Source organism: Paenibacillus alginolyticus DSM 5050 = NBRC 15375, from assembly GCF_000422905.1.
GTDB lineage: Bacteria > Bacillota > Bacilli > Paenibacillales > NBRC-103111 > Paenibacillus_E > Paenibacillus_E alginolyticus.
The window spans coordinates 1-26615 of record NZ_AUGY01000085.1; the positions used below are offsets into that span (position 1 = coordinate 1).

Below are 26615 nucleotides of genomic sequence, written 5' to 3' on the forward strand. Positions count from 1 at the left end.
TTTTTGAACCCCGATGTGTACCTAGTGGGTGCCACATTGAAACCATACGCCGCCACGTCTTCTTAAGTTTTCTGGCTTCGGGATCTCTACCCAGCCTATCAAGTCCCCAAAAAACTTTCGAGCTACTAGCTCGCAACCTTCAGGCACAGCAAGTTGAACATGATCAGTATGGCATTTCCATACCCTCCTGTCTCGTTTTGAGAGATATTTTATAACTTAAATATTGTATAGCTTCTCTAGGATTCTTTGCACTTGTAAGCCTGTTGAAAAATCGATAACGGTAGCATTACGACCTATAATCGATTGAAGAACAAAATCAACCAGCTCGTGCAGGTGATCTTTTTCCTCAAGTATGATAGGTTGCTGTGATTCTCCCCTAGCAGCAAAAAGTAATTGATTCCAGTTGGCCAAGGATAACGTTCCCTGCGTTCCAATGGCCGTTAGTGACACATGTTCGACGGGGGCAGCGGAACTCATACCATTTACGACAACAGGTATATGATTCTCAAGTTCCATAAGAGCGATGATCCCGGTTTCACACGCATGCGGGTCTTCGGGGTATTCAACATAAGAGGTTACATTATGGAGAGCGCCGAATTGAGCCAATATTAGTTGAATAAAGTGGGGGATCACTTCGCGGACAAATCCACCTTGCTCACGGCTGCCGATCCACGCATTTTGTTGCCAAGCACGGGGCCACACTGGAAAATGGGTCGTGATTTCTATTCTGCGCAGATTTCCAATCGCCCCTTCTTGGATCCTACGTGAGAACTCACGATATGAAGGACGGAAGAACGTGGGGAAGTTCATGGCATGTACGATATTCGCCTGAGTAGCCGCGCGGCACATAGCTTCCGCTTCATCAACAGAATTGGCGAGAGGTTTCTCGCAAAGTATATGTTTCTTTGACTCCATCGCCTTCATTACAATCGGAAAATGATACTTAGGTGGAACGGCAATATAAACGAGATCTACATTATCATTTTGAATAACGTCCTCGTAACTGGTGCTGCCTGTAACATGATTGATTGAGCTAACCGTATGGGAAAGTAATGTTTCGTTGTTGTCACAAACAGCCCATACCTCCGAAGAAGGATGCTGCAAGAACGTTTGTAACAACTTCTGTCCGACTCCACCTAAGCCGATAATTCCAACACCTATCCGCTTATTTTCATTCATAAAATACCACCCGTTTTCCTGTTATTCTTGATTTGTACATGTTTTAAATTTAACCCACATCATACCTTTATAAAAAGCGAAAAATTTCTCAGTATTATTACACTTTTCCCCTTACGAACACTCTGCTAGAATACAGAAATACCATAGATTAATAACGAAAGAAGATTGAATTATGCATCCTGCTTAGCTCTATCAATAATTTTGGAAGTAATAGATATGGGGGGATAAGTATGAGTCCAGCGATTATTAAAAGCAAAACATCAATGAAAAAAAAGAAGAGGTTCAAAACCTCTCCCGATATGATATGGCTATTTTGCAAAATGCATCTTTCTTAAGCTTGATTCGAACGAGAGTCCTTCGTTATGAAAAGAATCAATTTGAATACATACGAGATAATAGCCAATCCAGTAAAAGTGCCAAAATGGCTTTGACTACAATGTAATTCGAAATCGTGGTGAAGACAACAAAGTTACGCAGTAGCTTTGAAATAAACATCCATCCGCATTCCAAATATGGCTGCGATCACGTATAGTTGTATACTGCTTATGTTTCCTATCCTTATTAAAGTGACAAATCGATATATTGGACTTTCTTAGTAGTATTATCAGCACTCAGAAGAATTTTTTCCTTCTCGCCAACATTGTCATAGTTTTTCCATTTGCTTCACTTTATCGGTTAATCTACCGGCAGAGATTGTTGCCATTTGGTCACCCCACTGAGCGGATCGTAGGGAGGGAGATGCTGTTTTTATATGATTCCCGAAGAAATAAGCGGGAAGGTGACTTTCTTCTATGATTTCACATTCCAGTTCCATCATATTATATGTGGATTCGATGGCATGGCTTAATTCCCGTATATTGCCTGGCCAATGGTAGTTCATTAAGTTATTCAGTGAAGCTGGGCTAATGCCTGTTATTTTCATGCCGAATATGTGATTGAATTTATAAATAAAGTGGTGAGTGAGGAGAGGAATATCTTCTTTTCTTTGCACAAGTGGAGGAAGGTACAGATTCACGACATTTAGCCGGTAGAAAAGATCGCTGCGCAGCAATCCTTTTTCTAATGCTTCCTTCGGATCTATATTCATGGCAGTAATGATGCGGACATCAACTTGTTGTTCTTGGGTACCCCCGACTCGGCGAACGATCCCGTCTTGAAGCACCCGCAATAGTTTAGCCTGCAAAAATAAATCTAAGCTATTTAACTCATCCAGAAAAAGAGTTCCCCCGTTAGCTTGCTCAAATAATCCAGCACGGTCGATCGCGCCAGTAAACGCTCCTCTAGCGGTTCCGAACATAATACCTTCCATCAGCTCGTTGGGGACTGCCGCGCAATTTTGAGCAATATATAGACGGTTTCGGCGGGCTCCGGCATTGTGTATGCTCTGGGCGAACAATTCTTTACCGGTGCCGGTAGGTCCGGAAATCAAAACAGGCGAGCTAGTACGTGATGCCTTTTTGGCGAAGGAGATTGTATGTAGGAAGGTTTCGTTTTTGCCAATTAAATCACTGAAATGATATCTGGCGGAGCTTTCGGTTTTCTTATCTTTTGATGGTGATTCGTAGATTTGATGCCTGAGATCAAGAATTTGGTCGTGGAGATGAACAATGCTTGTTATATCCTTTGCCACTTCTAAGGCACCGATGATTTCGCCATTTTCCAAAAGAGGATACGTGCTGTTAATAGTTGTGACACGTTTCCCCGTTATACTTACGTATGTTTGTATTTTTTCTCGTATTTCTATACCTGTGTAGAACTTTAATGAAAGTGCTCGTTTCATTCGTTAGGGAAGGAAAGATGTCGAAGAAGTTCTTTCCTACAACTTGTTCTCGCTTAAAACCATCGGTTTCAGCCATCTTATCATTTTAAAAAATGGTTATTCCCTTGTTATCGATCAGATGAACACCGACATCAATGATATTCAACATTTTCTCAAAATACTTTGATCCATGATCGTCTGCTCGGACATTAAGTTCACCCGCCTCACGAAGAAAGGTTCAATGGTTCAATTAACAACTTATGATATTCAGACTGGAAAAATGACCAATGGAAAAACAAAAAGCCACATGGAGGACGGAAGTAATTGACCGCTCTACATGGAGCGGCTTTGCTTCTTTTTCAACTGAGTCAAAAAGAACTGAATGATGAGCAACGTTAAGATATAAAACGTGATGATACCGCCCATTATCCAGGGAAATGTACGAATATGTTGAATACCATAAGCAATGAGCGCGCACCATTCTCCGGTATTTGTGTATTGCACACCTTTGGCACCCAGATCTGAAAATAACGTCTGTCCACTGCCGATAAATAAACCAAGCACCGCTAGCTGCCCGATAATAAACATGACCTGGACAAATTCACTGAGAAACGCAAATACAAGCTCTTCTTTGATATTCGGGAGAATATGCCGAAACGCTATGCGAAACTTGGAGGCTCCCATCGTTTTGGACGTATAGACGAAAAGCTTTTCATTCACATGCTGTGCTCTCCGGTATGTATGCTCCGCCAAGGGAAAAATGCCGGTAAATATGATACACGCCATATAGATGGCTGTAAAAATCTTTTGATTCGGATGATCAACAGGCATGGGCATATTCAATCGCAAACCTACATACACCGAGGTCAAGAGAGGGTAGATCATAATGAGCGCAGGTACAGATGAAGTCAGCTTATTCATAATTGACAAGAACCCGCTCCCCCTTTGGTTGATGCCCACATATAAGCCGAGGGAAACAGCGATAATGAAACGCATTATAACAATCGAAAGAGCTACGAATATCGTAAATTTCATACCATTTAGAATTAAGCTAAACAGATCAACCCCCCGATGATCCGTTCCTAGCCAATGCTTACTGTCCGGCTCTAGGGGTGGAAATTTACTTTTCCCTGCAGCATCCTGCATTAATTTCCCCGTTTCCATATGTCCATATTTATTATCGATTTCATATGGCTTTAAAACACTGCCAAATATCGCAGTAAGCAATAGAACAATCAGGCCTGTCCATGCAAGCAAATAGGTCCAATTCGTTTGATGTCTAGCGGGTCTTCTTACTTCTATAGCCGTCTTCACTGTTGTTGGGCTAACACTCATTGTTTCAGGCTACCTCCTTTACAACTGGAATAAGCAACTTACGAAGCAGCGCATAGATGCCATTGAGCAACAACGTAACAATGATTAGGATCATGATGGTAAAAGGCATGGCATTTTGAACGGTCAGATCCGGATAAAACATATACCCGCCGACGCCCATAATGTTACAAATTACTTCAGCGATGACCATGCTAGCAACAGCCATAGTCGTCGCTTTCGGCAGTGCAGCAAGCAAGTCCTCCCATACGTTACGCAGTACGTGCTTCATGACAATCTGAAGCAATGATAAACCGATAGCACTGGCTGTTCGAATATAATTTTGTGATAATTCCCGCTCAACAGCCATTCGCAGTGTTCCGTATAAAAGCGTCGTCGGCAGTAAACTAACCGTCAACAGTGGAATGATAATTGGCTTTTCCGATCCAAGCTGATATAACTGCAACAACGGATGCGACCAGATTTTGCTTGCTGTGATGGTTAGTACTTGAAGCAAGGTGATGAGCGCAAAGTCAGGAATACTGAGAAAAATAACCTGCAACCCATCAAGTACTCGCCCGGCAGGACTACTCAAAGCAGCTATGACTGATAATGTAATACCAAGAACTACGGAAAGGCCTAAGGCCGATATGATATACAGCAATGAATGCGGAAACATGAGCTTGATCTGTTCGGTGATCAGTTTCTCCACCCGACTATTGTTAAACCTGACGCTGCCGAAATCACCTTGGAGATACTGACTGATGAGCTTTCCGTTTTCCAACATGTAGGCTTCTAACGAGAACTGAGGCTTTACTTGAACCGGCAGTGCTTGTGATACCCCTTGTGTCTTTTTGAACATTGCAACGAATTCATTCTCTCTTCCAAATGGTACGGAAACGATGTTATTTGCTTTATCTTTGATGCGAACTTCCGGGTAGGGTGCAATCAACTGTTCCAACGTAACGGTGGGCCATATATACAGCTTTACTAGCTTTGGCATTTTTGTAATATAACCCTTATTCGGGGTACAAAAGAAAAAAGCAGAAACAAATAAGAAGATAATGATTGCCGTCCATTGAAGTGTTTTTTTTGTCATTGGTGACCTCCGTTTGATAGATAAAAGAGACATCCTATTTTTTGGAGAAAAATCAGGATAATTTTATTATCCATAGGACAATTAATGTGTCAACTCAAATTTCTTTCATCCAAATCAAACCAAGACTGAAAAGGCTAGATTCCTTGGATATGACGTACACGTATTGCATTGTGATGCAAAACATGATGATCGTGGACAGCGTAGTATAAACGGCGTTATTGGTTTGAGTATTCCAGATGAAAAGATTAGAAACAAGGCTAAGAATTATATGTCCAAAGGGAGAGCAACACACCGCAAAGAACGAACTATTAACGGGGATTTCGACATTATCAGTCAATACCAATCTGAATTCCGCGGTTTCGTTCAATATTACCTTTTGGCGTACAATGCCATAAACTCGTGAAGTTAAAGCGGACGATGGAACTTTCTCTTGCTTACACGCTAGCCACATCACCGAACCTCCATACAAAATGAAGAAAGCACCCGATGAGGGTGCTTTCTTCATTTTATGGGAAGTATGGGAGGAGAACCCCTCAGGATTAAGTCGGCACTGAGCGTATCGCTTCGTAGAAGGTATAGAGGGTACATCGCTTGCTCAATGAGGACAAAGTACTATCTTATTGTTCTATATCAGTGCCTACATCATTAATCAGAATATGTTCAATTTTTCTTGCGTCGTCAAGGTGAAAAATGTGCGAAGACTTCTCGACCCAGAACAACTTTTTTGTTTTCGTGGCTTTCACATGATCAAAGTATTTTTGAACTAGGCTGCCGTATACATGAACATCTTTACGTCCATGAATAAAGTAGATGGGTATCTCGATATTATTTGCGGTGTTTAAAAAGTTGACTGTAGAAAAATCTTCGATCATTTGCTGTGTGTAAGAAAATATGAAGCCTTTATAGAATGAATTGTAAATGTCCTTTAGCGTATAATCAGGCGAATTAAGCATGATCTTAACAGCGTCCATAAGGCGAGGATGCTGAATCTCTTTATCCTTATAGATCATGGAATTGTATTTCATTAACCACTTTCTCAACTCACCCCATTGCTTAAAGCTTTTCGTGTAAGGTGGTTCTCCTAATCGGGTTAATTCATCAACAGCCTTTTTGTTTCCTCTCTTTTTTGCTTCGATTATAGCCCATTCTCGACATAGTCGGTCGTTTTCAGGCCAATCGACAATCTGAGAAATCCCTATGTAGGCATGCAATTTATCAGGAATTTTTGCTGCAAGAGACAGACCGATAACGCTTCCCCACGAATGTGCAGCAATGCATATTTTATTTTGGTTAAAACGTTTCCTAAGGTAATCTACAAGCTCCTCTGCGTCAGAAATGAACTGAGAGAGCTTTATTGATTCTTTGGGGATGCTTGGATGATACGACTTCCCTGTTCCTCTCTGGTCCCAAAACACAAGTACATAATGTTGAATGAGCTCCTTGGTGGTTGTTGCCACTGTATAATCCCGAGATCTACAGCTTATACCTGGCAGCGGCATGCTTGGACCTCCATGTATGAATAGAAGCACAGGTTTGTCGATAAGTTCGGCTTGTATTAAAATGGATTGTTCTATCCCACCAATGTTCAATATCTCAACCTTACTGATTCCAGTTTCTGATATTGTAAAATCCCTCTTTCCTGAGAGTAACTTCAAAGTCGCACACCATCCTCGTTATATGTATGATTAGGATTATTTTAACATACGGGGCGCTCCTCGGGTGACATCAAAACTGTGACTACACCCGTAGATGCCTGTGTGGCGATATTTTCGGAACTCTTTTCCTCTGAGGATCCTTAAAACTCTCTTCAATTAATTGCAATAACTCTTTTGCAAAATCAAAGTTATTTTCACTGGAGAAAATAAACCTATTTGACATTGCGACCTGCCCTGAGTTTTCGTGATTTGCAAAATCCTCAGTAAATTCAACAGAAGACACATTATTATTTAATTTTTGAAGTTTTCTCCAATAACTAGGCTCATAACAATATAGTACAACTGTTGGTGATAGTGGAAATACAATAGACATCCCCTCATCAAATACTCTTGGCCCAACCACCCATTGTTTGAAATCTTTGGTTTTTATTAATATCGGGTGATCGGATGTATAGAAAGTTGCATTACTTTTATTTACCCCAAAAATCCAGTAACAATTATAAATCTGTTGTTTAATAGGATTAAATGTATCTTCATTCCAAAGCATTGCAGTATGCAAGCTTGTGGCATCTTCTCTAGCATCATAATTATCAACGTTCATTTCTGTCAATTGTATCAAGAGCTCTCGAGCTTCCATAGTTCTTAATAACTGAAGAGTCATATACAATGACATAATATCCCTATTTGAATCGGGTATTTCAATAAAGTCGACCGAATAGGATAACTGTCTAAACCAATCTTGCATAATATTACTTGCTTCTGATTCCAAGGCAGAAAACTGTTTTTCCATGATTAATGGGTCTCTGCCTTGTAATTCAAATTCATGTAATCTATAAAAATGGTTTACACCTGCTATATTCTCTGCAGCTGATGTAAAAACTTTGTTCTCCTTTTTGTCGTATATCCATAATTTATTGGACTGATTATTGAAATTTGATAGATAAAATCGAGGAACATAGTGATGAAATTTTGCTTCGCTCATATGCAGTTCTCCTTTCAACGAATTCAATCTGTAAATTAGTTCATGAAAACGGGATTCAGCAAGTACCCAATACGTTGCCTCTATTTTCCTTCTCCACGTAAATATTCAAATTTAACATCGTGTCATTAAAATGATTGAAACATAGCCCCTCACTTTTACTTCTTTACTTAGGCTTTAAAGCGACTGTTATATTCACAGAAACAGGATAATACGAAGTTTATCGTCATTAGATACCTGGAATATTCAAACATGGAGACAGCCGATCCTGCAGCCTTAAAATATCTTTTGTACTTGATATCGCCAACTGTCGCTAGAGCACCGGAAAGGATATGACAAAAGATGTTGCAGTAGGCCGTTTCAACGATCTGCGCATTAAATTCACTACCTTTTGTCTGTCTTTTCATTAATTTTTTTCATCTCATAATATTAATACAACAAAACCCTAAATAATTCATTCTTACAAGAAGGATCGAGCAACTGCAGATCGTGTACCTGACGCATGCAGAAGAAGTCTGCTGCGGCGACGCTCTGTGGCCAACTGCTACAGACGAGACAGTGGGGAGGGATAGGGACACAGTCGGCTTATGATAGCTTTTAACCCATCGATATGGTCAATATCTATTACGAGAGCTTTCAGCAGTAGTCATTCCATAATTAAACCGAACACTTTTATGTTATAGCATTCACTCAATACCATCCATCCCATCGATGGCGCGATTCTGTTCGTCATTTCCGATATGGGTATAAACTGCTGTGGTTTTAGGTTCGGCGTGACCGAGAACGTCCTGAACCAATCGTGTATCCTTTGTTTTCTTATATAATTCGGTAGCGAAAGTATGCCTTAGTTTATGCACGCTTAAGCGTTTGCCATAAGCTGTAGAATATCTAAGAACCATCTTTTGCATGGCGTTTTTCGTCATTGCCTTGCCACCTTTAGTAAGGAAGAAGGCAGTCTCAGAATCGCTTGGCTTATATCTTGTTCCTCGTACATTCATGTACTCCTCCAGATCCAGTTTAGACCGTATTGAGAAGGGAACTGATTGCTTCTTCTTGCTCTTACGCTTCACGAGGACGCGCCTCTTGCTCCAATCGATATCACCGAGGGTCAATGTAGCCACTTCGTTTACACGCAGCCCAGAACCTAAAATTAGACTAATAATGGCGGTATCCCTTTCACGATTATCTTCGTACCATGATAGGTGCCGCTTGTTTAACCCGGGTAACTTAGAATAATCAGAAGCAACAAAGCGCCGAAAGGATTCAACAGATTCCTTCGAGTCTAAAATCTTATGCTGGATAATATCAGCTTTAGTCTGTATATCAATTTTAGTTGGTGTATATTTGATCTTTGTGATCACATTCCTGGTCAGCAAAGGCTTTTGATTCCCGTCTTCGGCTTCGTTTTGAAGGTAGCTAAATAACGACTTAAGAGCAGCCATTTTGCGTGATATCGTAGCTTCACTGTTCTTTTTCTTACGGGAAACTTTTGAATCCGCTTTATGTTGTATTACTAAGAATTTTGGAAAACTGTCTGCTATTTTTTTATCTAAATTCTCCAAGAAGTAAAGGGGAATGTCTTTAATTTTTTCACATGGACAACCAGCTTCGGAAATTAACCAACCGAAAAATATTTCATAGTCAAACAAGTACCCCAGAAGGGTGGAAGGGGATAGATTATTAGCTTTATGGTCTACAAATTCAACGACGTACCAAGGAAAGTCATTAATTTTTTCATATAATTTAACTTCATCAATATCGCGCTGAGACTGAACTGGCATTGAAAATCCCTACTTTCGAAAAAATTCAACAAAATCCGCTTTTAATGGAAACATATGTTCCTAAATGTAAGGTGAGGGTGGAGTCAATTTTATTTGTTTAAAAGCCAAATAGCTAATGTTTTATAATATTTTTTAAGTTTTAATACTTTGATGTAATCATCAAGTATCTCGTTCGCAGTATTTTGATTATAGATAGGATATTTCTTTGAAAATTTGATTATCTGCACACGGCTGGGGTAACCGTATTCTTTATAGGAAATCTGTTTTCGATCATTTTTATTAACTCTGTGAAGGTGGATTTGAGAGTCTTGAATTTGCTTTTGTGTTAATTTTGCCAAACGATTTCCATCTATGGCAGCTCTAATTTCTTGTAGTAATACTACAGCCTGCATATGTCTAATACCAACAATTGCACCTACACGGATAAATGCATTTTTAGGAGTGCGATATTCCTTATGAATATAATGAATAAACTCATGGGCCAGCATGTAATGTACTACATGTGGATGAGTATTATATATGTCTACAAGGGAATCTGATAGTTTAATAATTTTTTTGTTTACAGTTGTCCCATTTAAAAGCGTATTTGGAACAATATAAAGCTCTAATATATCAGGACTTTTTGTTGTATTTTTAAGATTAATAAAGAAATTGTATATTCCTGGGTGGCTTACAGCTGTAACTTTTAGCATAATTCATCTCCGTAATTAGTTTGTTTAGGCTTAGAATAATAAGTTATTTTCACTCCAATATCTATATATTACCAAAACATTTGTTCCCGTACAACAACTTTCAATTAAACTGTTCTTTTGTTGAATCATAAAACCCTCAGGTCCGCAAGCCTTTCTTTAGTAGGTTTATTACCATCTCCTTAAATCTCGCTGTACTGGTGCATATATAGATGGTGGTGAAGTAATCTCTGTTTTAATTGTGTTTTTAATATCCTCTACTGTTTGGCCTCTTGCAGGAAGTCCATAATCCAATAGCATCTGTACAGTTATTTTGACACTAATTTTTTTTATTTCAGTTAATATACTGTCATGGAATGTATGTTCCTTATAGAAATAACATCTTTTCTTGTTAACTCAATGATACGTATATCCTTTGATCGCTTTAGTGTAATAATAAAAAAAGACGACTATGGTCGTCGCCTCTAAATATATTATTCGCGAATATGTCGTTTCTTGCTATTTATTACGGCACAAAATGATGATTATCGGGCCTTGATAAATAAAGGTAGTTAGATAAACCTTGCCTTCTCAAAAAAATCGCGAGAAGGATGGTAGTCTATTCGTACTTGTGTACCCATCCAATAGAGCGAAGAGGCAAAATTTTTCAGTGAAGAGTCGCCGCGGCCACAGTCGTACGACATGTGAGAATGCGTATGGAAATCAAATTTCCACCATTTGCTACCTATGTTTTCTATCTCGCCGCTCATCATGCAGTCCCTTTTATTTATATCGATTTAGTCCAACAATATCGCTTTTTGCATTAGCATCTGATTGTTCTGGTAGAACGGCACATCCGTGTTGCCAAGGACTGTTGGCGGTAAGTTTGAAATCTCATTGAGTTATCCATCGGAACGATCACGCTCTTGGCCCCGTTCTCAGATAGCATGGCAACCTTGTCGGCAAAGTTAATTACTCGTTCTATAGCACCACCCACAGAGATATTCCCGAGGACTGCAAGGCCAGCTTTAGGTTCTTTTTGTAAAGGGCCGATACGATCGCGATATAGACTGCTGATCCGATACCCGACGAGATTGCAGAACCCGCCCTGGCTTCTTCATTGACCTCATCAAGGCGAATAAAGTCGATGGTGATATCAGGGTTTTGCGCGGCCAGATACTTCTCTCGATTACTCTGAACCACTTCAGTAACGCCATTGTCCATGTAGATGCGGCTCATGTTGTTTTCGCTCTCGGAAGGGATATCAGCAAGAATCGTATCTCTTTTGAGATTTAATGATCATTAACTTTGTTGGCCACCAGCTCAGCAATTTCATAGGCAACGCCATCTCCGACAATAACGGCCGTCTTCAAGTCGTCAGCTGCATCAATGATCCGCTGTAGTGTCCCAGTCTGGTTTTCTTTGTAGCCGCTCCAGTGTTTGAACCATTTGTCCAGAAAAACAGAGACGTGCTCTTTGTAGAGTTCTTGAAATGGTTCAAGGAGCTCTTTTTTATTGAGAAACTCCGCATATAGATTGCGAATAGCCGTATCCAGCTTGTAGAAATGCTTTTTATAGAACTCGACAATCGCTGAACGAACTCAGGTAGGTAATATCCTTGGGGTCAAACTCCAGCAGTGCAATCACATCATTCCAGAAGAGAATGCCAAGCGTCTGAGCCTGTCTGCTCTGATTGCGCTGGCACAATTTGGCAAGAGTATTCGGATGGTCTGCGGCAATTGATGCCCTACACTGCAAACCGAATCCCTGCCACTACACCGAATAAGTAGACGCCAAACGTCCTAACTCCCCAAAGCCATAACAAACATAGATAGCTACGCTGGAACAAACATTATGTGAAAAATTTATAGCAGACGTTTCCAATCCAAATCGCTAATAAAATCCAAATAATAATGAATAATGCACCTGTTACCCAATTTTTCGGCTTTCCGTTCTTACGAAGTTCCTCCGCTTTTATCCTACAATCTTCAATAACTGGTGCAGGAATCATTTTAAGCGCAATCGTTATTCCAAGGGGAACGATAATTAAATCACCAAGATAACCTAGACAGGAATAAAATCAGGAATTAAATCTATCGGGCTAAAAGCGTACGCAACAACCAAAATCGTAAATAGCTTCGCATACCACGGTACCCTCGGGTCTTTATATGCAAGGTATAAAACAAAAATGTTCCGTTTTATTTCCCTTACCTTATTCTTCGCTCTTTCCAGCGCCTTCGCTTCTCCCATAATTACCTCAGTTTGTAATTTCCCCTTCAACATTCCCTTCAGAAGCATAAACACTTTCTATAAATTTGCCAAATGTTTGTTCGCATTCATCTAGCCATTGTTTCGCCTGTAAAGAATTTGGACAAGAGAAAAAATCTCTTTTCATGATTTTTTTATGCCATCTTTTCAGTTTACCAAGCTCCGCTTCATTCTCTTCAATTTCATGGTAGGTAAACTTTCCTTTCCTTGTTTCTGCCTCTATTTCATTTAAAAAGTGTTTACACCCCTCCAATAATTCTTCATATTCCGCTATTCGTTGCTTATTAAAAAGCTCAATAAGCTGTTCTTCTGTTTCTGCCGTAAATTTATTTACCTCAAGAAAAAGCGCTTCGCCTTCACTTGATTCAATGAGTTTTTTTATGGATTGTATTTTCTTTTTTACTTCCGCAATATCTGGGGCAACACAAATAGACTGCTGAATATAAACGACACCAAGTGCCTTCAATGTGCGCCAAACTCGCACTCGAATGGTGGATGGTTCATTAGGTGCTTTATAAGAGAAAATAATCCATGAACAGTCCTTATCCAAAGAATGCTAACCCCCTTTGTTTTTTTGATGATTTCAGATTACCATTGGCAATGTTAAAATACAACGTATGTTTCATTTTTTTATTTGGAATGTATCATTATACACAAAGTTTATTGTTGAAAGTAGAGGGATATTGATGGCTCATCTAGGTTGGCTTATAACATTCTTCTATTCATTGGTATCCCTCCATCTGCACAAAAAAGCACCAGAAGACAACGGTCCTATTACCGTTATCTCCGGATGCTTTCTGGTGCGATTCGTAATAACATCATAATAACATACCAAAATCTCCCTTGACTATTTACCAAGGGGATTTTGTTCTTATTCCATCATGCCACCCATGAGGTTAGAGGCTGTAACAACGTTAACAACAAACTACAAATGCACATAAAATCACATAAAATCAAGGTTTTTGGGAAAATCAAATCTACCGTAACCGAGAAAATCTAACTATTTCAAATCACGGCGTTTCCAAAAATGAGCGGTACATCATAACCTGTAGCTCTTGGACAATACCTTTCCCTCAATGGAAAATTTCAATTCGCCATTTTCCTCAATGAACGATACAGGTCTGCAAGCGTATCTTCTGTATAATTGGAACTTTCGGCCCTTATATGTTACGCAGCCATCATCCCCTACAAGCACACTGTCACTCGATGGAGTTACAACTGGTTGACCTAAATTCGATTGAACGTCACTATGCGATGGGGTATGACTTGCGTATTTCACTTCAGATAGCAGCGACATCAACCCAATGGGCTTAGTAGCCATGCTTCGTCCAACGACCGATGAAGCCTCAACACCCTCTGTAAGTTTCCTTTGCAATTCCAGCAGGCGGCGATTAATACCATCTGGATCTCGAAGGATTGATATCCAGACTCGTGCTTTTTCTGCATTATCATCATGTTCAAGAATTTTCTCGAGCAGATTGCAAGCCTGGCCGATGACATCTTTGGCATCATTCCAAAGCGACTGAACTTCCTCATGTTCGTCAGATATAATTCCGTCTTCAAAAATAGGAACCATAATGTCTGTGTTAAGTGTTTCTTCATATGGAGCAAGCCCCTTCACCTTGTACCGGCGGAGCTGCGCTGGGCTCAGCGTACAGTGGTAGGTCAAGAGCCAACGTTCTTTTATAAAATGTACATCACCCTCCTTATTTAGCAACATGAATTCGCCAGTTTTCGGCCTAGCAAGTTTCTTAGCCATATCGGACGGCGAAAACTCTGCATCGGTCAATCCTTCACGGACCTTGTCACGGTCTCTTTTAGTCTGGAGCTTCCCAACAATCCAAGTTGCGCAATTCGAAAGCCCCTTATAGTCTATATCCCCGGGGTTTTGAGTTGCCAAGATGCAGCCGACCCCAAAAGCACGACCTTGTTTGACCAAGATATTCAAGGCGGGCTTACAAGTAGAGGTGTAGGGGTATGTAGGATAGAAGGCGGTTTTGCCGCCACCACCGCCGATCTCATCCAAAAAGAACAATAGGCGGGGTCTATTTCCCCCTGGAGCGCTACCTTGTTTTCGCATCCAGGCGTTGATTGCAAAGGCAACCTGCGCTACAACGAAGCTTTGATCCTCAAAGTCCGTAATATGCGAGAGGTTTATCACGCTTATCTGTGTTTTACCATCGACACGGTTAGATCCAATCAGCTTATCGACACTCATTTCTTCGCCGCGAACCCAATTGGCTGCTGCACCCACTAGTTGTCCATTGACGGCCTGGGCCAGCTTTTGTCGACGATTTTCAGGAATGTGGTCATCAATACCCAGCACGCCGATGGTAGCGAATGGAGGTTCAAGAATCATCGAGACTAATTGACCAAGACCAGCCTCTCCGCTCAGATCAACGCCTACACGCCAAGCATACTCAATCAGGGCCGTGACGAAATCTGTCTCACGGTCTCGTTGCCCCGTGGGAATAACCCGACGAACCAATGCTTCGGCCATACTTGTAACCATGACAGACGCAGTATCCGGATCTTCAAGGAATAATTTATCAATATCAGGTGGCGGTGAGGAGATCAAAGGAATAGATACTCGACGACCGAGTTCGCTACGCGGAGTAAAAATTTCCACAGCTACCTGATTCGCAAATTGCCGAACATTGGCTTCTGCAAGTCCCCATTCCCTAAGACGTTGACGAAAAGTATTTGCTTCTGCCAAGGCTACCCTGCCAATCGATGCTCGATCATCCACTTCTATCCAGGGAGCAACCGAAGATGCATCGAGTTCACTAAAAGAAAGAACCAAGGAAGACAAATCGCCTTTAAGATCTACAATAATCGCTGGAACACCTTGAAGGGCCGATTCCTCAATTATCGCCTTTCCAATAACAGTCTTCCCAGAACCGGAACCACCACAGATAAAAGTATGGGTAATTAGATCGCTAAGCTTATGGAAATATTGATTACTAGTTACTCCATTGGGATCAAGTTGCTTTCCTAAATATAGCTCATTCATTAAACTTCCACCCACCACCTGCAACTAAATTCATATCCTTATAGTCGTTGGCTTTCTGAAGAAATCCAATAATGTTAGCTGTTTCAGATAGACTTCTAATATTTCTCACAATTTCCCTTAAATTATTTACTCTATTCAGATATAATTCTCTTCCTTCTGTTGAACGGATTACGGGTATTTGAATTTTATAGAAATCATCCTCGTCTATACGATTCCGACTTTGCTTACTGGAGCCAGTGCAAAGCTTGTTTATATCAGACCAAATTGAAGGTGTTTGCAAAATACTTCCAATGTAATTAGTGCTTATACTGGTTGAAGCCACATACATAGGAAATTCATTCGACGCTACCGCATCATCACAATCTTGGTCGATAACAGCTATTGATCCTTTCCATGCAAAAAGTCTACTCACAATAAGGTCACCCAAATGTGCTTTGAATAATTTATCCGCTTTAATGCTACTTCCAGGTTTCACATCTTTTATATACGAACCTTCTCCATACCACCTAACACCAATCAGTCTGTATTCATGCGCATCCATAATCTGTAGTGGCCTAGAAATAGGAGTTAATAATTCTTTAAGAGGAACCAACTCAATACCACTGGTATAGTCCAAAGCAATATTCTTAATTTCCTTGAATTGGTTAATAACATTATGAGTCTGATCTTCAATAAAACCAAGTGCATTTGATAGATCTGAATTAACTGAATTTACGGATCTGATTTGATCATTAGAAAGAATATCAAATGCATCACTTTTCCAAAAAGCATCTACATCAATTCTTGCAGTTAAGTCAGATAAGTCAGGTATAACTACAAATCCTGTTCTTTTAGTATCACGCAAGCCGCCAGTACTCATGTGAGAACGGAATCTATTAATTATTTCGGGTAGTTCAGAGCCTTCACAAGAATCACCGTTCGGTTTTCGACCAACGTTATTTGCTTTAGCCATAAATATTTTACTCTGTACATCACCAGGTTTCTTTTTCCGAAGGACGATTACTGAGGTTGGAATCTGAGCTGCAGTTGACATGAAAGTTTCAATAGGTAGAGATACTACCGCATCAATAAGTGAATTCTCTCGGATAAACTGTCGCACCGCCGCTCCACTCTTAGTAGAAAGAAGTCCGTCTGGAAGAATAATCAGAAGCTTGCCTCCTGGCTTCAATACTCGCAAATAGTGCTCAATAAACAAAACCTCACTGTCCTGGCTATTCCTAGGGCGTTTCTCTGGTGCGCGCCCCTTAGTCTTGAAGACCTTCATTTCGTGCCCGAACTGATAATTGAGGAGGATGCTCTCGGTCTTGACCGACTTACCAAACGGTGGATTAGTCAAGATCAGATCGATGCTGTCTGGCCCGATGCGCTGCTTCCGTTTACCGTCTCCAAAATCAACCTCGTACTCCACAGAAGGCTTCAAGCCACCATATTCTTCGTTATAAAGATAATTCTGATGAAGCCACTGAGCGTTCTGAGCGTTGATTGCGTGAACAATCATGTTCAGTTTACCAAGCCGAGCCGCCTTTTCTTCAATCTCACAGGCGAAAACGGTTTCCTGCCCCAGTCGCTTCAATAGCTGCTCTTTCTTTCGAATATCTACGCCGTTGGATAGTGTATGCTTGTACACGTCCTCATAGGCGGCGATCAGAAATCCACCCGACCCTGCGCAGGCATCAAGGAAGCGCTGACCATTCTCAATGTCAAGTACAGCTTTGTCCGGATTGTCTCGTGCCAGGTCCAGCATGAAAGCAACGATTTCTCTAGGCGTGAAAAACTGGCCAAGGTCTTTACCCTTGAAGGTATCGGACAGCATGATTTCGAATGCCCGCCCCAAAACATCGCCCTGGGTATCTTTCAAGTTAATGCCCTCGAGTCGTTTGACGACATGTTCAATTGTTTCAGCCTTACTTAGGACACGCTCGTTTTCATCGGTAAAGACTTCAGGATGGCGACTCTTCAAGTCATCAAAAAGGTTATTGAGAAAGTTCTGGGGGGCTTTGTCACCCATGTGTTTGTTCTGCTCGCAATAAGATTTGAGCTTGGCTGTGGTGAAATTGCCGCTGGGCTTAGCATCTTCGTTGAGTTTGATGAAAAGGAACCGAGTGAACTCATCGAAGATCCAGTCATTTCTCTTATTCTCTATGTCCCAAATGTCCTGCCAGCAGCCCTTCATAAGCTGTACGAAGCGAGACAAGCTATTTTCTGTCTTGAGCGTCTTTTGAGCCCACTGTTGAAGCCCTTCTACCACCTCGGGCTTGAATTCGCGCACCATGTCTTCGGCATCACGGACATCATCCCAATCCGGCATCTCGTCGTGGATCTCGTTCCCTTTTTCAATTAGGTAAATCCTGAGATGTCCCGCCACCTCTATAACACAGTAGGCTGCCGGACCATTGGGCATCAAAATGCTGAGGGCTTTGTATCGGTTTGCCTCAGATTCGCTTAACGTAACGGAACCTTCATGCTTGAAGATTGCATAGCAGTTACCGACGCTGGTTGACACCAAGAAGGTCGCCTTTTCATCAAGACCTTCCACCGTCGTGAGAACGCCAGAACCACCACCATCATTAATCTGGTGAGCCTTGAAACCTAGGTCCGAGACCAAAAATTCTCTAAATTGCTCAAGAGTTGCCATTTGTTATTTCACTCCTCGTGTTATATACACCGCCACTGGAACGACCGTCTCTTCCGGGGTCAATCCACCATGGTCGTTGCCCTGAACTCTGTAGGGATTGCCGGAACTTTGTTTGACTCCGGGCCAACCATAGCTGTCGTGTCCAAAGGGGAGTTCCACGGCATCATGGCTGCTCGACAAGCCAAATTCAGTCACCGGTTCAATCCGTTTCACATTTGCGGGTCCAACTGCGGTGCGGTTTGTTGTCTTGTATTCCAGACAGCGGTTGTGGATGAAAACATCCCGACCTGGTCCACTATTTGATTTTAAATCGTCAATGACGTACTGGGTGTTATACCAGGTAAATCCATGGTCTGCTGTAATCACAACGGCTGTCTTTTCCTGGGCAGAGATTCTGCGCAAGTGTGGCAATGCTACCTCTTTGACATAAGCAAGCATGATCTCCTGAAGGTTTGACATGCCTTTTTGCAGGAGCCGATCCTGAAGATTGAATACAACCGCCTTGAAACGACCTTTCGAATCGATTAGGTCGCGCATTTTCCGATTGAGGTTATCTGCGTCGGCATCCTTTTCGTTGTAACAGAGATAACTCTTGTCCCGGTCCCACCAGGAAGAAGGTGAAAAACCCAGGTTATCGAGACAGCGTTCCAGCAGATGGGGTTCGCTGGTTCCGTACGTCCAGCTTCGGAACTCCGCTGGCGGTGCCCCGGCAAAGATGGCCTGTCTGCAGTACTCGGTAATGCTAGGCAGATAGGTACACGCGCGGAACTCAGGTCCAAGCAATTGGTAAGGGCGAAACAGTTCACGTCCCGGCATCATTAGAAAGCGATCGCGCAGCAAACTCCAGTTGGTGACACTCATCCCGTCGAAAACCAGCAGGTAGACCTGTTTGATCTCCGAGTCCTGCAGTAATGGTTTGACGGCAAACTCCATGATATCGCTATTCAGCCATGGCCTGCAAGTGCCTGCCGCATAGTGGCGCTCACTTAGCCACTTTGGCAGCCCCCGGTCTGCCTGAATATAAAAATCAGCCCAGGCGACGCGAATGACATCACAAGCTTTTATTGCACGCTGGGTAATAGGGAAGACATTTACTTTTTCTGGCAATTGACTGGAACTCCGTTCGGCCTCAAGTGCCATTGTGGAAAGCGGCAGATACACCGAATCCACCAGAGTAAGCCAGGATTTCCAATCCAGGTTGGCGAGATTCTTGACAGCCACCTCTGCCTTGTCTGTTAGGCGATGTATGGTGACCATCGCTTCTAAAAGCGAAATATGGTCCTCATATTGCTCACGTGCCTGATGTCGGCGCAGAGCATCCAAAAGTTCTTCCCATTCAGGGGCATCCGGAGTTTCCAACGAGTCGGTCAACTTGCAGGAGGCCTTCTCAAGGGGGAGCTTATCGGCACGTTCACCATTGACAACAACATCCAGCAGCGCATGGAGCGTAACCGCCAAGCCTTGGGTGAGGATACCACCGTCAGCCTCAAGCACCTGGATGAGTTGGTTGAGCAGGCGCTCAGAACCTTGTCCGCCGACCCCTTTGACCACTGTCGCCAGCGACTCCGTAACTGCGCTAGGGTGTTTTGGGAAAACTTCGTGCTGAAGGTAGTGCAATGCTTCCTTGTAGGGGGCATCGTCCTTGAGCGTGATGCGGCGCCCCCATTCGGCTAGTCCATGGAGGTTTTGACCTTCTTTCAGCACATCAACAAACAGATCCCCCAGTTCGCTGCCTTCGAGGAAGATGCGCATCCGTTCCGGAGTGAGCATCTTCCAGCCGTCCAGAATGGAAGCTAGCAAACAGATCGGCAAAACAGGCGGAGGATCACTTTCCAGCACGGCCGCTTCGACAAGTGCAAAACGTGGTGCGTCCAGCCAGGTTCGGACCACGTCTAGGAATTCCTGTTCCAGTTCTCTCCGTTCATCCGCTTCGACCGATTTAAGAACTTCGTGTACCCGTACCAAAGCACCCTCATACCAGAGTTTGTCGAGGACTCGGTCTGATTCCCAACCCGCCGACAGAACACTGGGGTCGTTCAACAACGATGCGAGAACTACCCGCTCCATGCTGTAAGCTCCAAGCTGAGGCAGGAATGGAGCCAGGTTCCAGAAGGCGGGGATCGGTAGTCTGTCCACCATTACCCGGGGATTCTGTACACCAAGCGCTTTGGCAATGTCGCAACCCGTTACAGTGCGCGGGGACACACTGGAACGGGCCTGCAGATCCGGTAGTTGATCTGGCTGAAGCTGTTGCCGTGAAACGATGATACGAAAGGGAGGATTGGTTTCCTGCCGCTCATGCTCGGTATGTCGGCGTAGAGAGAATTCATTGGTGCAGACATGCACTGGGATTTGATGCCCATCCACCTGCAATTCGGCTGGCGCTTCAGCGAAGTAGCCACGCACATCGTTAACCAGCAGATAGGGCAACTTCTGCTTATCGCGGGTGCGCCACATGCCAGCCAAGGCTTGTTCCATGGCGGTCATTTTACGACGCCTCCTTTGCTTTGTCTATTAAACCACTAGTAGATGCATCTTCTTCAATTAGGTCTTGAAGACTCGAAAATTCACTATGTGTAATCGCCATGGTATACTCTGGCATTTTGTGGAAGAGTCGAAAAAAACTCACATAAAGCTCGTCAATTTCAGAGTTATCAATAAAGATAAGCGGTTTTTTGAATATTATCTGCATTATTCCACCTTCCAAGGCTTATCTTCTTCTGTCGAATTGATCTTTTTTAGTAGTTTAGCCAGATTGTCCTGAATATACTGCTCGAACTCGCATCGCCCGCCCTTGAAGAAGCCGACCAACCGTGGTTTTAGCTGCTCCAACAACTCGTCGACATTAACTTTTAGTGCATCCGCCTCGGCTAAAGCATCCGCCAGGTGTCCGCGCATTGCTGCGTCTTGCAACGCTTCGAGTGCACTGGAATCCGCTGGATCGTTAAGCAGGCCGATCAAGGGATTTGCAGCGGGTGTGTCGCTGACATAATCGCGAAGCTCTGCCTCGCAGCCCCGCACATGATCGAGGAATTCCTTTATACCGCGCTGCACAAGTTCAAGAATGTGGTCTGGCTTGATCTCCAGCCTCTTGCTGGGCTTATAGCCGCAGGCAGAACAAACCCACCCGTTTGACAGATCAGTTTTCACATCATCCAGCTTCTGTTCACACACCTGTTGTACGTCGACCTGGGTCAATAGCCCCGTCAGTTCCGATTCGATAAAGCCAGGGTTGAAGTGGGCACTGAGACCCTCGACGAAGGATAGGTTCTTCAAAATCTGGTAGTTCGAAGAGGTTAAAACTGAATCCCTTAGCAATTTAAGGTCATTGTGTAGTCCAGCGTGTTCACTTAGGTATTGATTAAGATAATGTTCGTGCAGGTCCTTCCATTCAGCGGTGATGCGGCTCATTTCGCCGGAGCTACCAGCGGACTTAACGTATGTTTCGATACTGTCCAGCAGATCCTGGCAAGGCTTTTCAATAACGAAAGGCAAGTCAAGAGCCTTGAGTTCGTGTAACTTGCCGGTGAGACTGGCCAGTTCAGCAACGCGATCCAGGAAGTCTCTGGCACCGCGTACGCGGTGGGCAAACTCCTCGACACAGGTATAACGATTGGCTGCCTCAATATCTTCGTCATCTGACAGACTCAGCAGATCGCGCATTGCATCCCGTACGGAGGAATAGCAGGTAATTCGGCTTTCTCGGGCATCTTCTGGCAGTGAAAAAATGTCGACCCACTCAGATATGTGTTGGGGAATCGAAGTTCCCGGCCACGTTTCCAACGACAACTCGGCTTGGCGGAACTCTTCCTTGGCACGTGTTTCGATTTCCTTCAGCAGGTCAAGCAGACGGTCAGCGGCAGCCGGGCTATACCCTGTGCCCTCCTTCCATAGCCCTAAAGCATGGAGCGATTCAGTCAAATCGTGCCAAAGGATTTCATCAGGCCGTGTTCCAGGTCGGAGCTCATCCAATTCCTGTAGCCAATCAACTGGGCTGCCAATGGTGCGATCATCCTGGGAAACAGACATGCCATGAATGGTATAACCACTGATTTCACCAATACTGATCAATAGCGTGATCAAAATGTCAAACCAAGTATCGGTCAAACCCAAATCAGTTGTTTTCACCCGCTTGCGTGTCTCGGAGATGCTAATTGCAGTTGGGTTCGCCTTGCGAATGTTGTCCCGAATCCGCTCCTTCGCCTTTCTGAACGCCTCTATGCTGTTGGTCGCAAGTGTAACAGAAACTTCTCCAGACACACCGGTGTTGAGCAAGCCAAGTGGCGCGAGATGCTTTTCAAGGTCGGCCTTTGCCGTGCCGTCACTATCTGTTATGCGACCCTTCCAGATTGCTTCAAGAACTCGCCGTCGTATGGCCGGGCTAAAGTCCGCGCTGAAGGAATAAGCTTCATGGAAATTAGGGTGGAAATGGAATACCTTGCTCAGTGCTTTAGAGGAAAACTTCTCCAGCAAACGTTCCAGAGAACGCTCACTTTGTGGGATGCTTTGGTATAGGGAAAGAAGCTCAGCAGGCTCACACAGGATTTCCCATGCCTGATCCTTGGGATTCCACTGCCGGATCTCACCATTTACAAAGGACTCGAGCAGAATTTCTATTGCTTTACGCGCTGGCTGAGCGGATTTGGTTCCGGCGGGAAGATCGATCCATTCCCCGAGCAATTCCAGTTTGCGGCGAACTAACTGCGAGGCACCACCAGCGTTCACCTGTGACTGATAGTCGCCGAAGAGTTTTACCAGAGCCATGCTGCGCTTGATCTCATTGACATCCTGAGCAGGAAGCGTGGCCGGTAGCCAGATAAGCGTTCGACCATTACCGTGACGTACCGCATCCATCTCGACATCCAAAGGCGACGCTGAGGGATGTAGCACAACTATGTGCAGGGCTTTTGTAGCAGGTACATCTTTAATGAAACCGATCACGGCATGGTCATTGATGAGCGTTGTCACACGCTCCAATCGATAATCGACAAAACGACGGGTTCGCTGCCAATCCACATCGACCTGGGTTGAGAATCCATGCTGAGGCGGAACCGTCCCACCTAATGGGCTACCTGGGAATCTGAGGAACAGTTCAATATGTGAGCGGTAGGCGCTTTCGGTCTGGATGTCGGGGGCAAAGCCATTTTCAATCCGGGCAACTTCAGCCAGCAGTTCTTCACGTTCGCCGCCATCTCCTTCAACAGAAAGGAAAAAGCTCAGATTCTCTCCACTCCCTTTCTGACGCAGTGGCGGGAATGTCTGGGCAATCTTCTCTAGAATTCTTGCTGTTTCCTGATCACTACCGGCTGGATCGCTTTCCTTGCCGGGCCAGCGAAGTAGAAGTGCATCGTTCAGCTTGGAGACTGATAGCTCCTCCTTGACCATAGAAAGTATAATCAGGGCTTTGATAATGCGTTCGATGGTGTTCTTAGTGAAGCCCAAATCTTTTTCCGGCCACTTCCTATAAGGCGCCCGCGCGAGCACTTCATCTCTAGCAGTGCTGCAGAATCGCTCAAACATCCCGTAATACTTGGCCATTTCTGGATCGTCCTGAATGATCTTGTTGCGCAGATCCTCATAATCAAATACATCGTCGAGCACAGCGACCCGTTTCCAGTCTGTCGTATTTTGCAGACGCTTTTCTATGAATTCCTGCACGAATCCCAATGCGCCACGAGATCTTCCTCCCCGATTGGTGATCGCGGTCAAGCAATACAAACCGAAAGGATGCATCGGATAGACATCGGCAAAGTGTTTTGCCTCATCGGTAATCGGTTCGCGTTCTCGGAAGTAGCGCTTCATGAAGTCCGTAAATGCCCCTCGGTAATGAGGTTGGAGCTCGGCTCTGAATAGATCAGCGAGTTTGTGAACACACTTGGAGTTTTCACGAAATAGCCGATGATTGTAGATTCGATGAAACTGCGTCACCGGGATGTTGATTGACTGGAAACGACCGGACTGCCCTGACAGCTTACCCATCAATTCCGCATCGTATTTGCGCCCGGCCTGACGAGCGATAGCTTGGATCTCTTCCTGTACCGCCCCGAAAATCCAAAACGACTGATCACCAGCAAGTCCTGCCTCAGCTAGTTGTCCAAGAAACGCAGTACCCCGGTTAAATTGTTCATCACTCTGAATCAGGTGCAGGTAGAGCTCGTCAATAAATACGAGGACTCCTTCATACCCACGCTCCCTGGCGATTTCTACAAGCTTCTTGACCTTTTCAGTCACCGTGGTGCGATCTTGAACGAGTTGAATGTTCAGGGCAAAAACTGCCTGTTCGATGATCGTCTTCTGATATTCCTTGTCATATGCACGAAGCTGGTCAATGGTAAGGTTTCTATTGTCGTGAATCCAGCTCTCAACGTCACTGCGAGTGCCACTGGCTGTATGGTTGAAGAAGGTGTCCAGGTAAGCGTCAGTATTGGACAGCATCGCAGTCACTGGTGGAGATAAGTGCCTCAAATGGTCCGTGACCGAGTTCCAGAACGCTTGCTCCAGTGTCTCATCGGGTACTTCAATGGCTGTAAAGTTAATAGTGAGTAGCTTACGTGTCACAAGAGCATCCAGACCCCATTCTGGCTTGTTATCGAGAAATTGCTTACGTAAGGTCTGCTCGGTCAAAATTGCGGAGAGCCATGCCATAAAGATCGTCTTCCCTGAACCGTAAAGTCCTGTAATAAAAAATCCACGGCCCTGTTTGCGATTAATCCGATCAAGAATGATTCGGGCAGATTCTTCAACCTCGGGCAGCATAACGAAGTTTTCAAAAATCCGTGTCCTGCTCGAAGAGTCGTGAGTTGACTCGTTGAAGTTTTCCACCCAGCTACTGACGGGTTTGAAGTCAAACATTTCCTTCATGAGTGGCATAATATCGGGCCTCCAGTTCTACAATTGGTTGATCTCCACGAGTCAGGGTGTACTGCCCGCATCGGCAAAGCTGACCAGACATTCTTCCTGTCAATACCAGCAAAATTCTTTTTTTTCCTACAGCATCGTTATACCAGGTAGTCACTGGATCCATGCCCAGTGCAAAAACTAGTTCTAGATGATCAAGAATGGTCAAGCCGTCGGATAGCAATTGTTCTGCAATAAGGTCATGCACTGCCTTCCGGAGTCTGTTTCCGTATCGCTTAAGATCTGCGGTTATGAGCAGCGCATTGAAGTCAAATACTTCGGCGAATATAGGATCCCTGGTAAAAAGATCTAGTATGATCTCATTCGCCGAGATATAACGAACCTGACCAAATTCATCCTGTGAGGATATGTACTTGGCTAGCCACGTTTTACCTGAACCTTGAGTGCCAATTAAACAGCAGAGTGTTCGCCCTCCTATATGACCTTTTCCTATCAGACCCGTAAGTTCTTTAAGGGCTTTGGACTGGGCTGGAGTTGCTCTTTTATCTCCATGCATCGACGTATTCCTCCAACGACTGGTGTGTGAGCTGAACTTGGTCTGTGTTTCCGTGGCGATGGTATTCACAGTGTCCCATAGTTGCGAGTTTGTTGACCCCAGCAATCAACAAGGTACGATTGCACATGAAGATAGGGGCAATGACGCCCTCGTTGATCACAGTGACCGTTGATGGTGCCCGCCATCCATTGATTAACGCGTCATGGTAGAGCGCATAGCCAAGCACTGCTTCGGTTGGGCAATAGGTCGTTACCGAATAGTTGGATTTCGAGAGTATTAATCGTCCGCCTTTCACCAGAATCGAGCGCACACGATCTCGGGTAGATTGAGGCATTCGTTCGTATTTCCGTTCTAGTAATTGATCAAGATGATAACGTGAAAAAACGGCTTCACCCGTGTTGAGGAAGCTGTCTGTCACCAGAAGCAAAAGCGTTTCAAAAATAATCGGTGTGGTTATGCATAACTGAAAAAAGACCAGGTCTTGTACCGCTTCATCATTTGTCCGGATTTTGCGAAACATCTTCAGGAATGGAGTATCTTTAATCAAGTTATTTTCAATTTCTAAATAGCGATATTTCATGTGTTGCCAAAGTTTTTCTTTGTTGGACTCGGATTTTTGAGGCCATCGAGATATACAATCGTCGCGTACAAATTGTGCGCTTTTACTATATAATGCGGCATCAAGTAGCACCAGAGTCTCTTCTAGAAGATATCCGTATCCTATTGTAGAAAACTGTTTATCCATTATTTTAGTTCCTTTCTACTCTAAACCAATCGATTCTAAAATAAAAAACAGTAGCTTAAGGGCCACTACTTATGAACTACTTGTCCCTTCCATTTATTCGACAGCGTTA

Annotated in this window: 17 protein-coding genes and 3 pseudogenes; 1 reads left to right on the forward strand and 19 read right to left on the reverse strand. The window is 43.6% G+C overall.

Annotation, left to right across the window (positions count from 1 at the left end):
* Positions 1–24: 24 nt before the first annotated feature.
* The 5 genes and pseudogenes from G519_RS52545 to G519_RS0129510 all read right to left on the reverse strand — a co-directional run.
* Positions 25–213: pseudogene (locus tag G519_RS52545) on the reverse strand (hypothetical protein); the annotation flags it as partial.
* Between the two features lie 3 nt (positions 214–216).
* The gene (locus G519_RS0129495) at positions 217–1179 is read right to left on the reverse strand and encodes a Gfo/Idh/MocA family protein (RefSeq protein WP_029197727.1); all 963 of its coding nucleotides are present in this window, start codon (positions 1177–1179) and stop codon (positions 217–219) included.
* 643 nt (positions 1180–1822) lie between these two features.
* A complete protein-coding gene (locus G519_RS45180) occupies positions 1823–2842 on the reverse strand; it encodes a sigma-54 interaction domain-containing protein (protein ID WP_164826736.1) in 1020 nt (339 codons plus the stop codon).
* A 429-nt stretch (positions 2843–3271) separates the two neighbouring features.
* Positions 3272–4273: an ABC transporter permease subunit gene (locus G519_RS0129505; protein ID WP_029197728.1), complete on the reverse strand. Its 1002-nt coding sequence runs from the start codon at positions 4271–4273 to the stop codon at positions 3272–3274.
* Positions 4274–4277: 4 nt separating this feature from the next.
* Positions 4278–5348 carry an ABC transporter permease subunit gene (locus G519_RS0129510; RefSeq protein ID WP_029197729.1) on the reverse strand — a complete coding sequence of 357 codons (1071 nt, stop codon included), beginning with the start codon at positions 5346–5348 and terminating at the stop codon, positions 4278–4280.
* A 121-nt stretch (positions 5349–5469) separates the two neighbouring features.
* Here G519_RS0129510 and G519_RS53375 point away from each other — a divergent pair.
* Positions 5470–5795 (forward strand): annotated as a pseudogene (locus tag G519_RS53375) (group II intron reverse transcriptase/maturase); the annotation flags it as partial.
* A gap of 170 nt (positions 5796–5965) precedes the next feature.
* Here G519_RS53375 and G519_RS45185 read toward each other — a convergent pair.
* The 14 genes and pseudogenes from G519_RS45185 to G519_RS0129585 form a co-directional block, all read right to left on the reverse strand.
* Positions 5966–7003, reverse strand: coding sequence for an alpha/beta hydrolase (locus G519_RS45185; RefSeq protein ID WP_036634222.1), 1038 nt, complete (start codon positions 7001–7003; stop codon positions 5966–5968).
* Positions 7004–7085: 82 nt separating this feature from the next.
* Positions 7086–7985, reverse strand: a complete 900-nt coding sequence (locus G519_RS0129525) for a DUF4238 domain-containing protein (protein ID WP_029197731.1) — start codon at positions 7983–7985, stop codon at positions 7086–7088.
* 683 nt (positions 7986–8668) lie between these two features.
* A complete protein-coding gene (gene xerS, locus G519_RS0129530; protein WP_036634227.1) occupies positions 8669–9763 on the reverse strand; it encodes a tyrosine recombinase XerS in 1095 nt (364 codons plus the stop codon).
* Between the two features lie 89 nt (positions 9764–9852).
* A complete protein-coding gene (locus tag G519_RS0129535) occupies positions 9853–10455 on the reverse strand; it encodes a hypothetical protein (protein ID WP_029197733.1) in 603 nt (200 codons plus the stop codon).
* Between the two features lie 957 nt (positions 10456–11412).
* A complete protein-coding gene (locus tag G519_RS51720; RefSeq protein WP_208860920.1) occupies positions 11413–11670 on the reverse strand; it encodes a hypothetical protein in 258 nt (85 codons plus the stop codon).
* Positions 11671–12003: 333 nt separating this feature from the next.
* Positions 12004–12189: a hypothetical protein gene (locus tag G519_RS50610; protein ID WP_127527691.1), complete on the reverse strand. Its 186-nt coding sequence runs from the start codon at positions 12187–12189 to the stop codon at positions 12004–12006.
* Between the two features lie 94 nt (positions 12190–12283).
* Positions 12284–12681: pseudogene (locus tag G519_RS45195) on the reverse strand (YkvA family protein).
* A gap of 7 nt (positions 12682–12688) precedes the next feature.
* Entirely contained in the window at positions 12689–13249 is a 561-nt protein-coding gene (locus G519_RS0129550; protein WP_029197735.1) for a Chromate resistance protein ChrB, read from the reverse strand.
* Positions 13250–13738: 489 nt separating this feature from the next.
* Entirely contained in the window at positions 13739–15712 is a 1974-nt protein-coding gene (locus G519_RS0129555) for an ATP-binding protein (RefSeq protein WP_029197736.1), read from the reverse strand.
* Positions 15705–18347: an HsdM family class I SAM-dependent methyltransferase gene (locus G519_RS0129560; RefSeq protein WP_029197737.1), complete on the reverse strand. Its 2643-nt coding sequence runs from the start codon at positions 18345–18347 to the stop codon at positions 15705–15707. Before G519_RS0129560 ends, G519_RS0129555 begins: the two co-directional genes overlap by 8 nt.
* A gap of 3 nt (positions 18348–18350) precedes the next feature.
* Positions 18351–20834 (reverse strand): alkaline phosphatase family protein, encoded by a 2484-nt coding sequence (locus G519_RS0129565; RefSeq protein ID WP_029197738.1) that lies wholly within the window; start codon positions 20832–20834, stop codon positions 18351–18353.
* Positions 20835–21038: 204 nt separating this feature from the next.
* Positions 21039–25217 (reverse strand): hypothetical protein, encoded by a 4179-nt coding sequence (locus G519_RS0129575; RefSeq protein ID WP_029197740.1) that lies wholly within the window; start codon positions 25215–25217, stop codon positions 21039–21041.
* Positions 25192–25761, reverse strand: a complete 570-nt coding sequence (locus G519_RS0129580; protein WP_029197741.1) for a hypothetical protein — start codon at positions 25759–25761, stop codon at positions 25192–25194. Before G519_RS0129580 ends, G519_RS0129575 begins: the two co-directional genes overlap by 26 nt.
* The gene (locus G519_RS0129585) at positions 25748–26506 is read right to left on the reverse strand and encodes a hypothetical protein (protein ID WP_029197742.1); all 759 of its coding nucleotides are present in this window, start codon (positions 26504–26506) and stop codon (positions 25748–25750) included. The genes G519_RS0129580 and G519_RS0129585 overlap by 14 nt, the downstream gene beginning before the upstream one ends.
* Positions 26507–26615 lie beyond the last annotated feature (109 nt).

Excerpts from the sequence above, each read along its gene's own strand:
- G519_RS0129495 (WP_029197727.1), bottom strand. The coding sequence starts at position 1,179 with ATGAATGAAAATAAGCGGATAGGTGTTGGAATTATCGGCTTAGGTGGA.
- G519_RS0129505 (WP_029197728.1), bottom strand. The coding sequence starts at position 4,273 with ATGAGTGTTAGCCCAACAACAGTGAAGACGGCTATAGAAGTAAGAAGA.
- G519_RS0129510 (WP_029197729.1), bottom strand. The coding sequence starts at position 5,348 with ATGACAAAAAAAACACTTCAATGGACGGCAATCATTATCTTCTTATTT.
- G519_RS0129525 (WP_029197731.1), bottom strand. The coding sequence starts at position 7,985 with ATGAGCGAAGCAAAATTTCATCACTATGTTCCTCGATTTTATCTATCA.
- xerS (WP_036634227.1), bottom strand. The coding sequence starts at position 9,763 with ATGCCAGTTCAGTCTCAGCGCGATATTGATGAAGTTAAATTATATGAA.
- G519_RS0129535 (WP_029197733.1), bottom strand. The coding sequence starts at position 10,455 with ATGCTAAAAGTTACAGCTGTAAGCCACCCAGGAATATACAATTTCTTT.
- G519_RS51720 (WP_208860920.1), bottom strand. The coding sequence starts at position 11,670 with ATGAGCCGCATCTACATGGACAATGGCGTTACTGAAGTGGTTCAGAGT.
- G519_RS0129555 (WP_029197736.1), bottom strand. The coding sequence starts at position 15,712 with ATGAATGAGCTATATTTAGGAAAGCAACTTGATCCCAATGGAGTAACT.
- G519_RS0129560 (WP_029197737.1), bottom strand. The coding sequence starts at position 18,347 with ATGGCAACTCTTGAGCAATTTAGAGAATTTTTGGTCTCGGACCTAGGT.
- G519_RS0129565 (WP_029197738.1), bottom strand. The coding sequence starts at position 20,834 with ATGACCGCCATGGAACAAGCCTTGGCTGGCATGTGGCGCACCCGCGAT.
- G519_RS0129575 (WP_029197740.1), bottom strand. The coding sequence starts at position 25,217 with ATGCCACTCATGAAGGAAATGTTTGACTTCAAACCCGTCAGTAGCTGG.
- G519_RS0129580 (WP_029197741.1), bottom strand. The coding sequence starts at position 25,761 with ATGCATGGAGATAAAAGAGCAACTCCAGCCCAGTCCAAAGCCCTTAAA.
- G519_RS0129585 (WP_029197742.1), bottom strand. The coding sequence starts at position 26,506 with ATGGATAAACAGTTTTCTACAATAGGATACGGATATCTTCTAGAAGAG.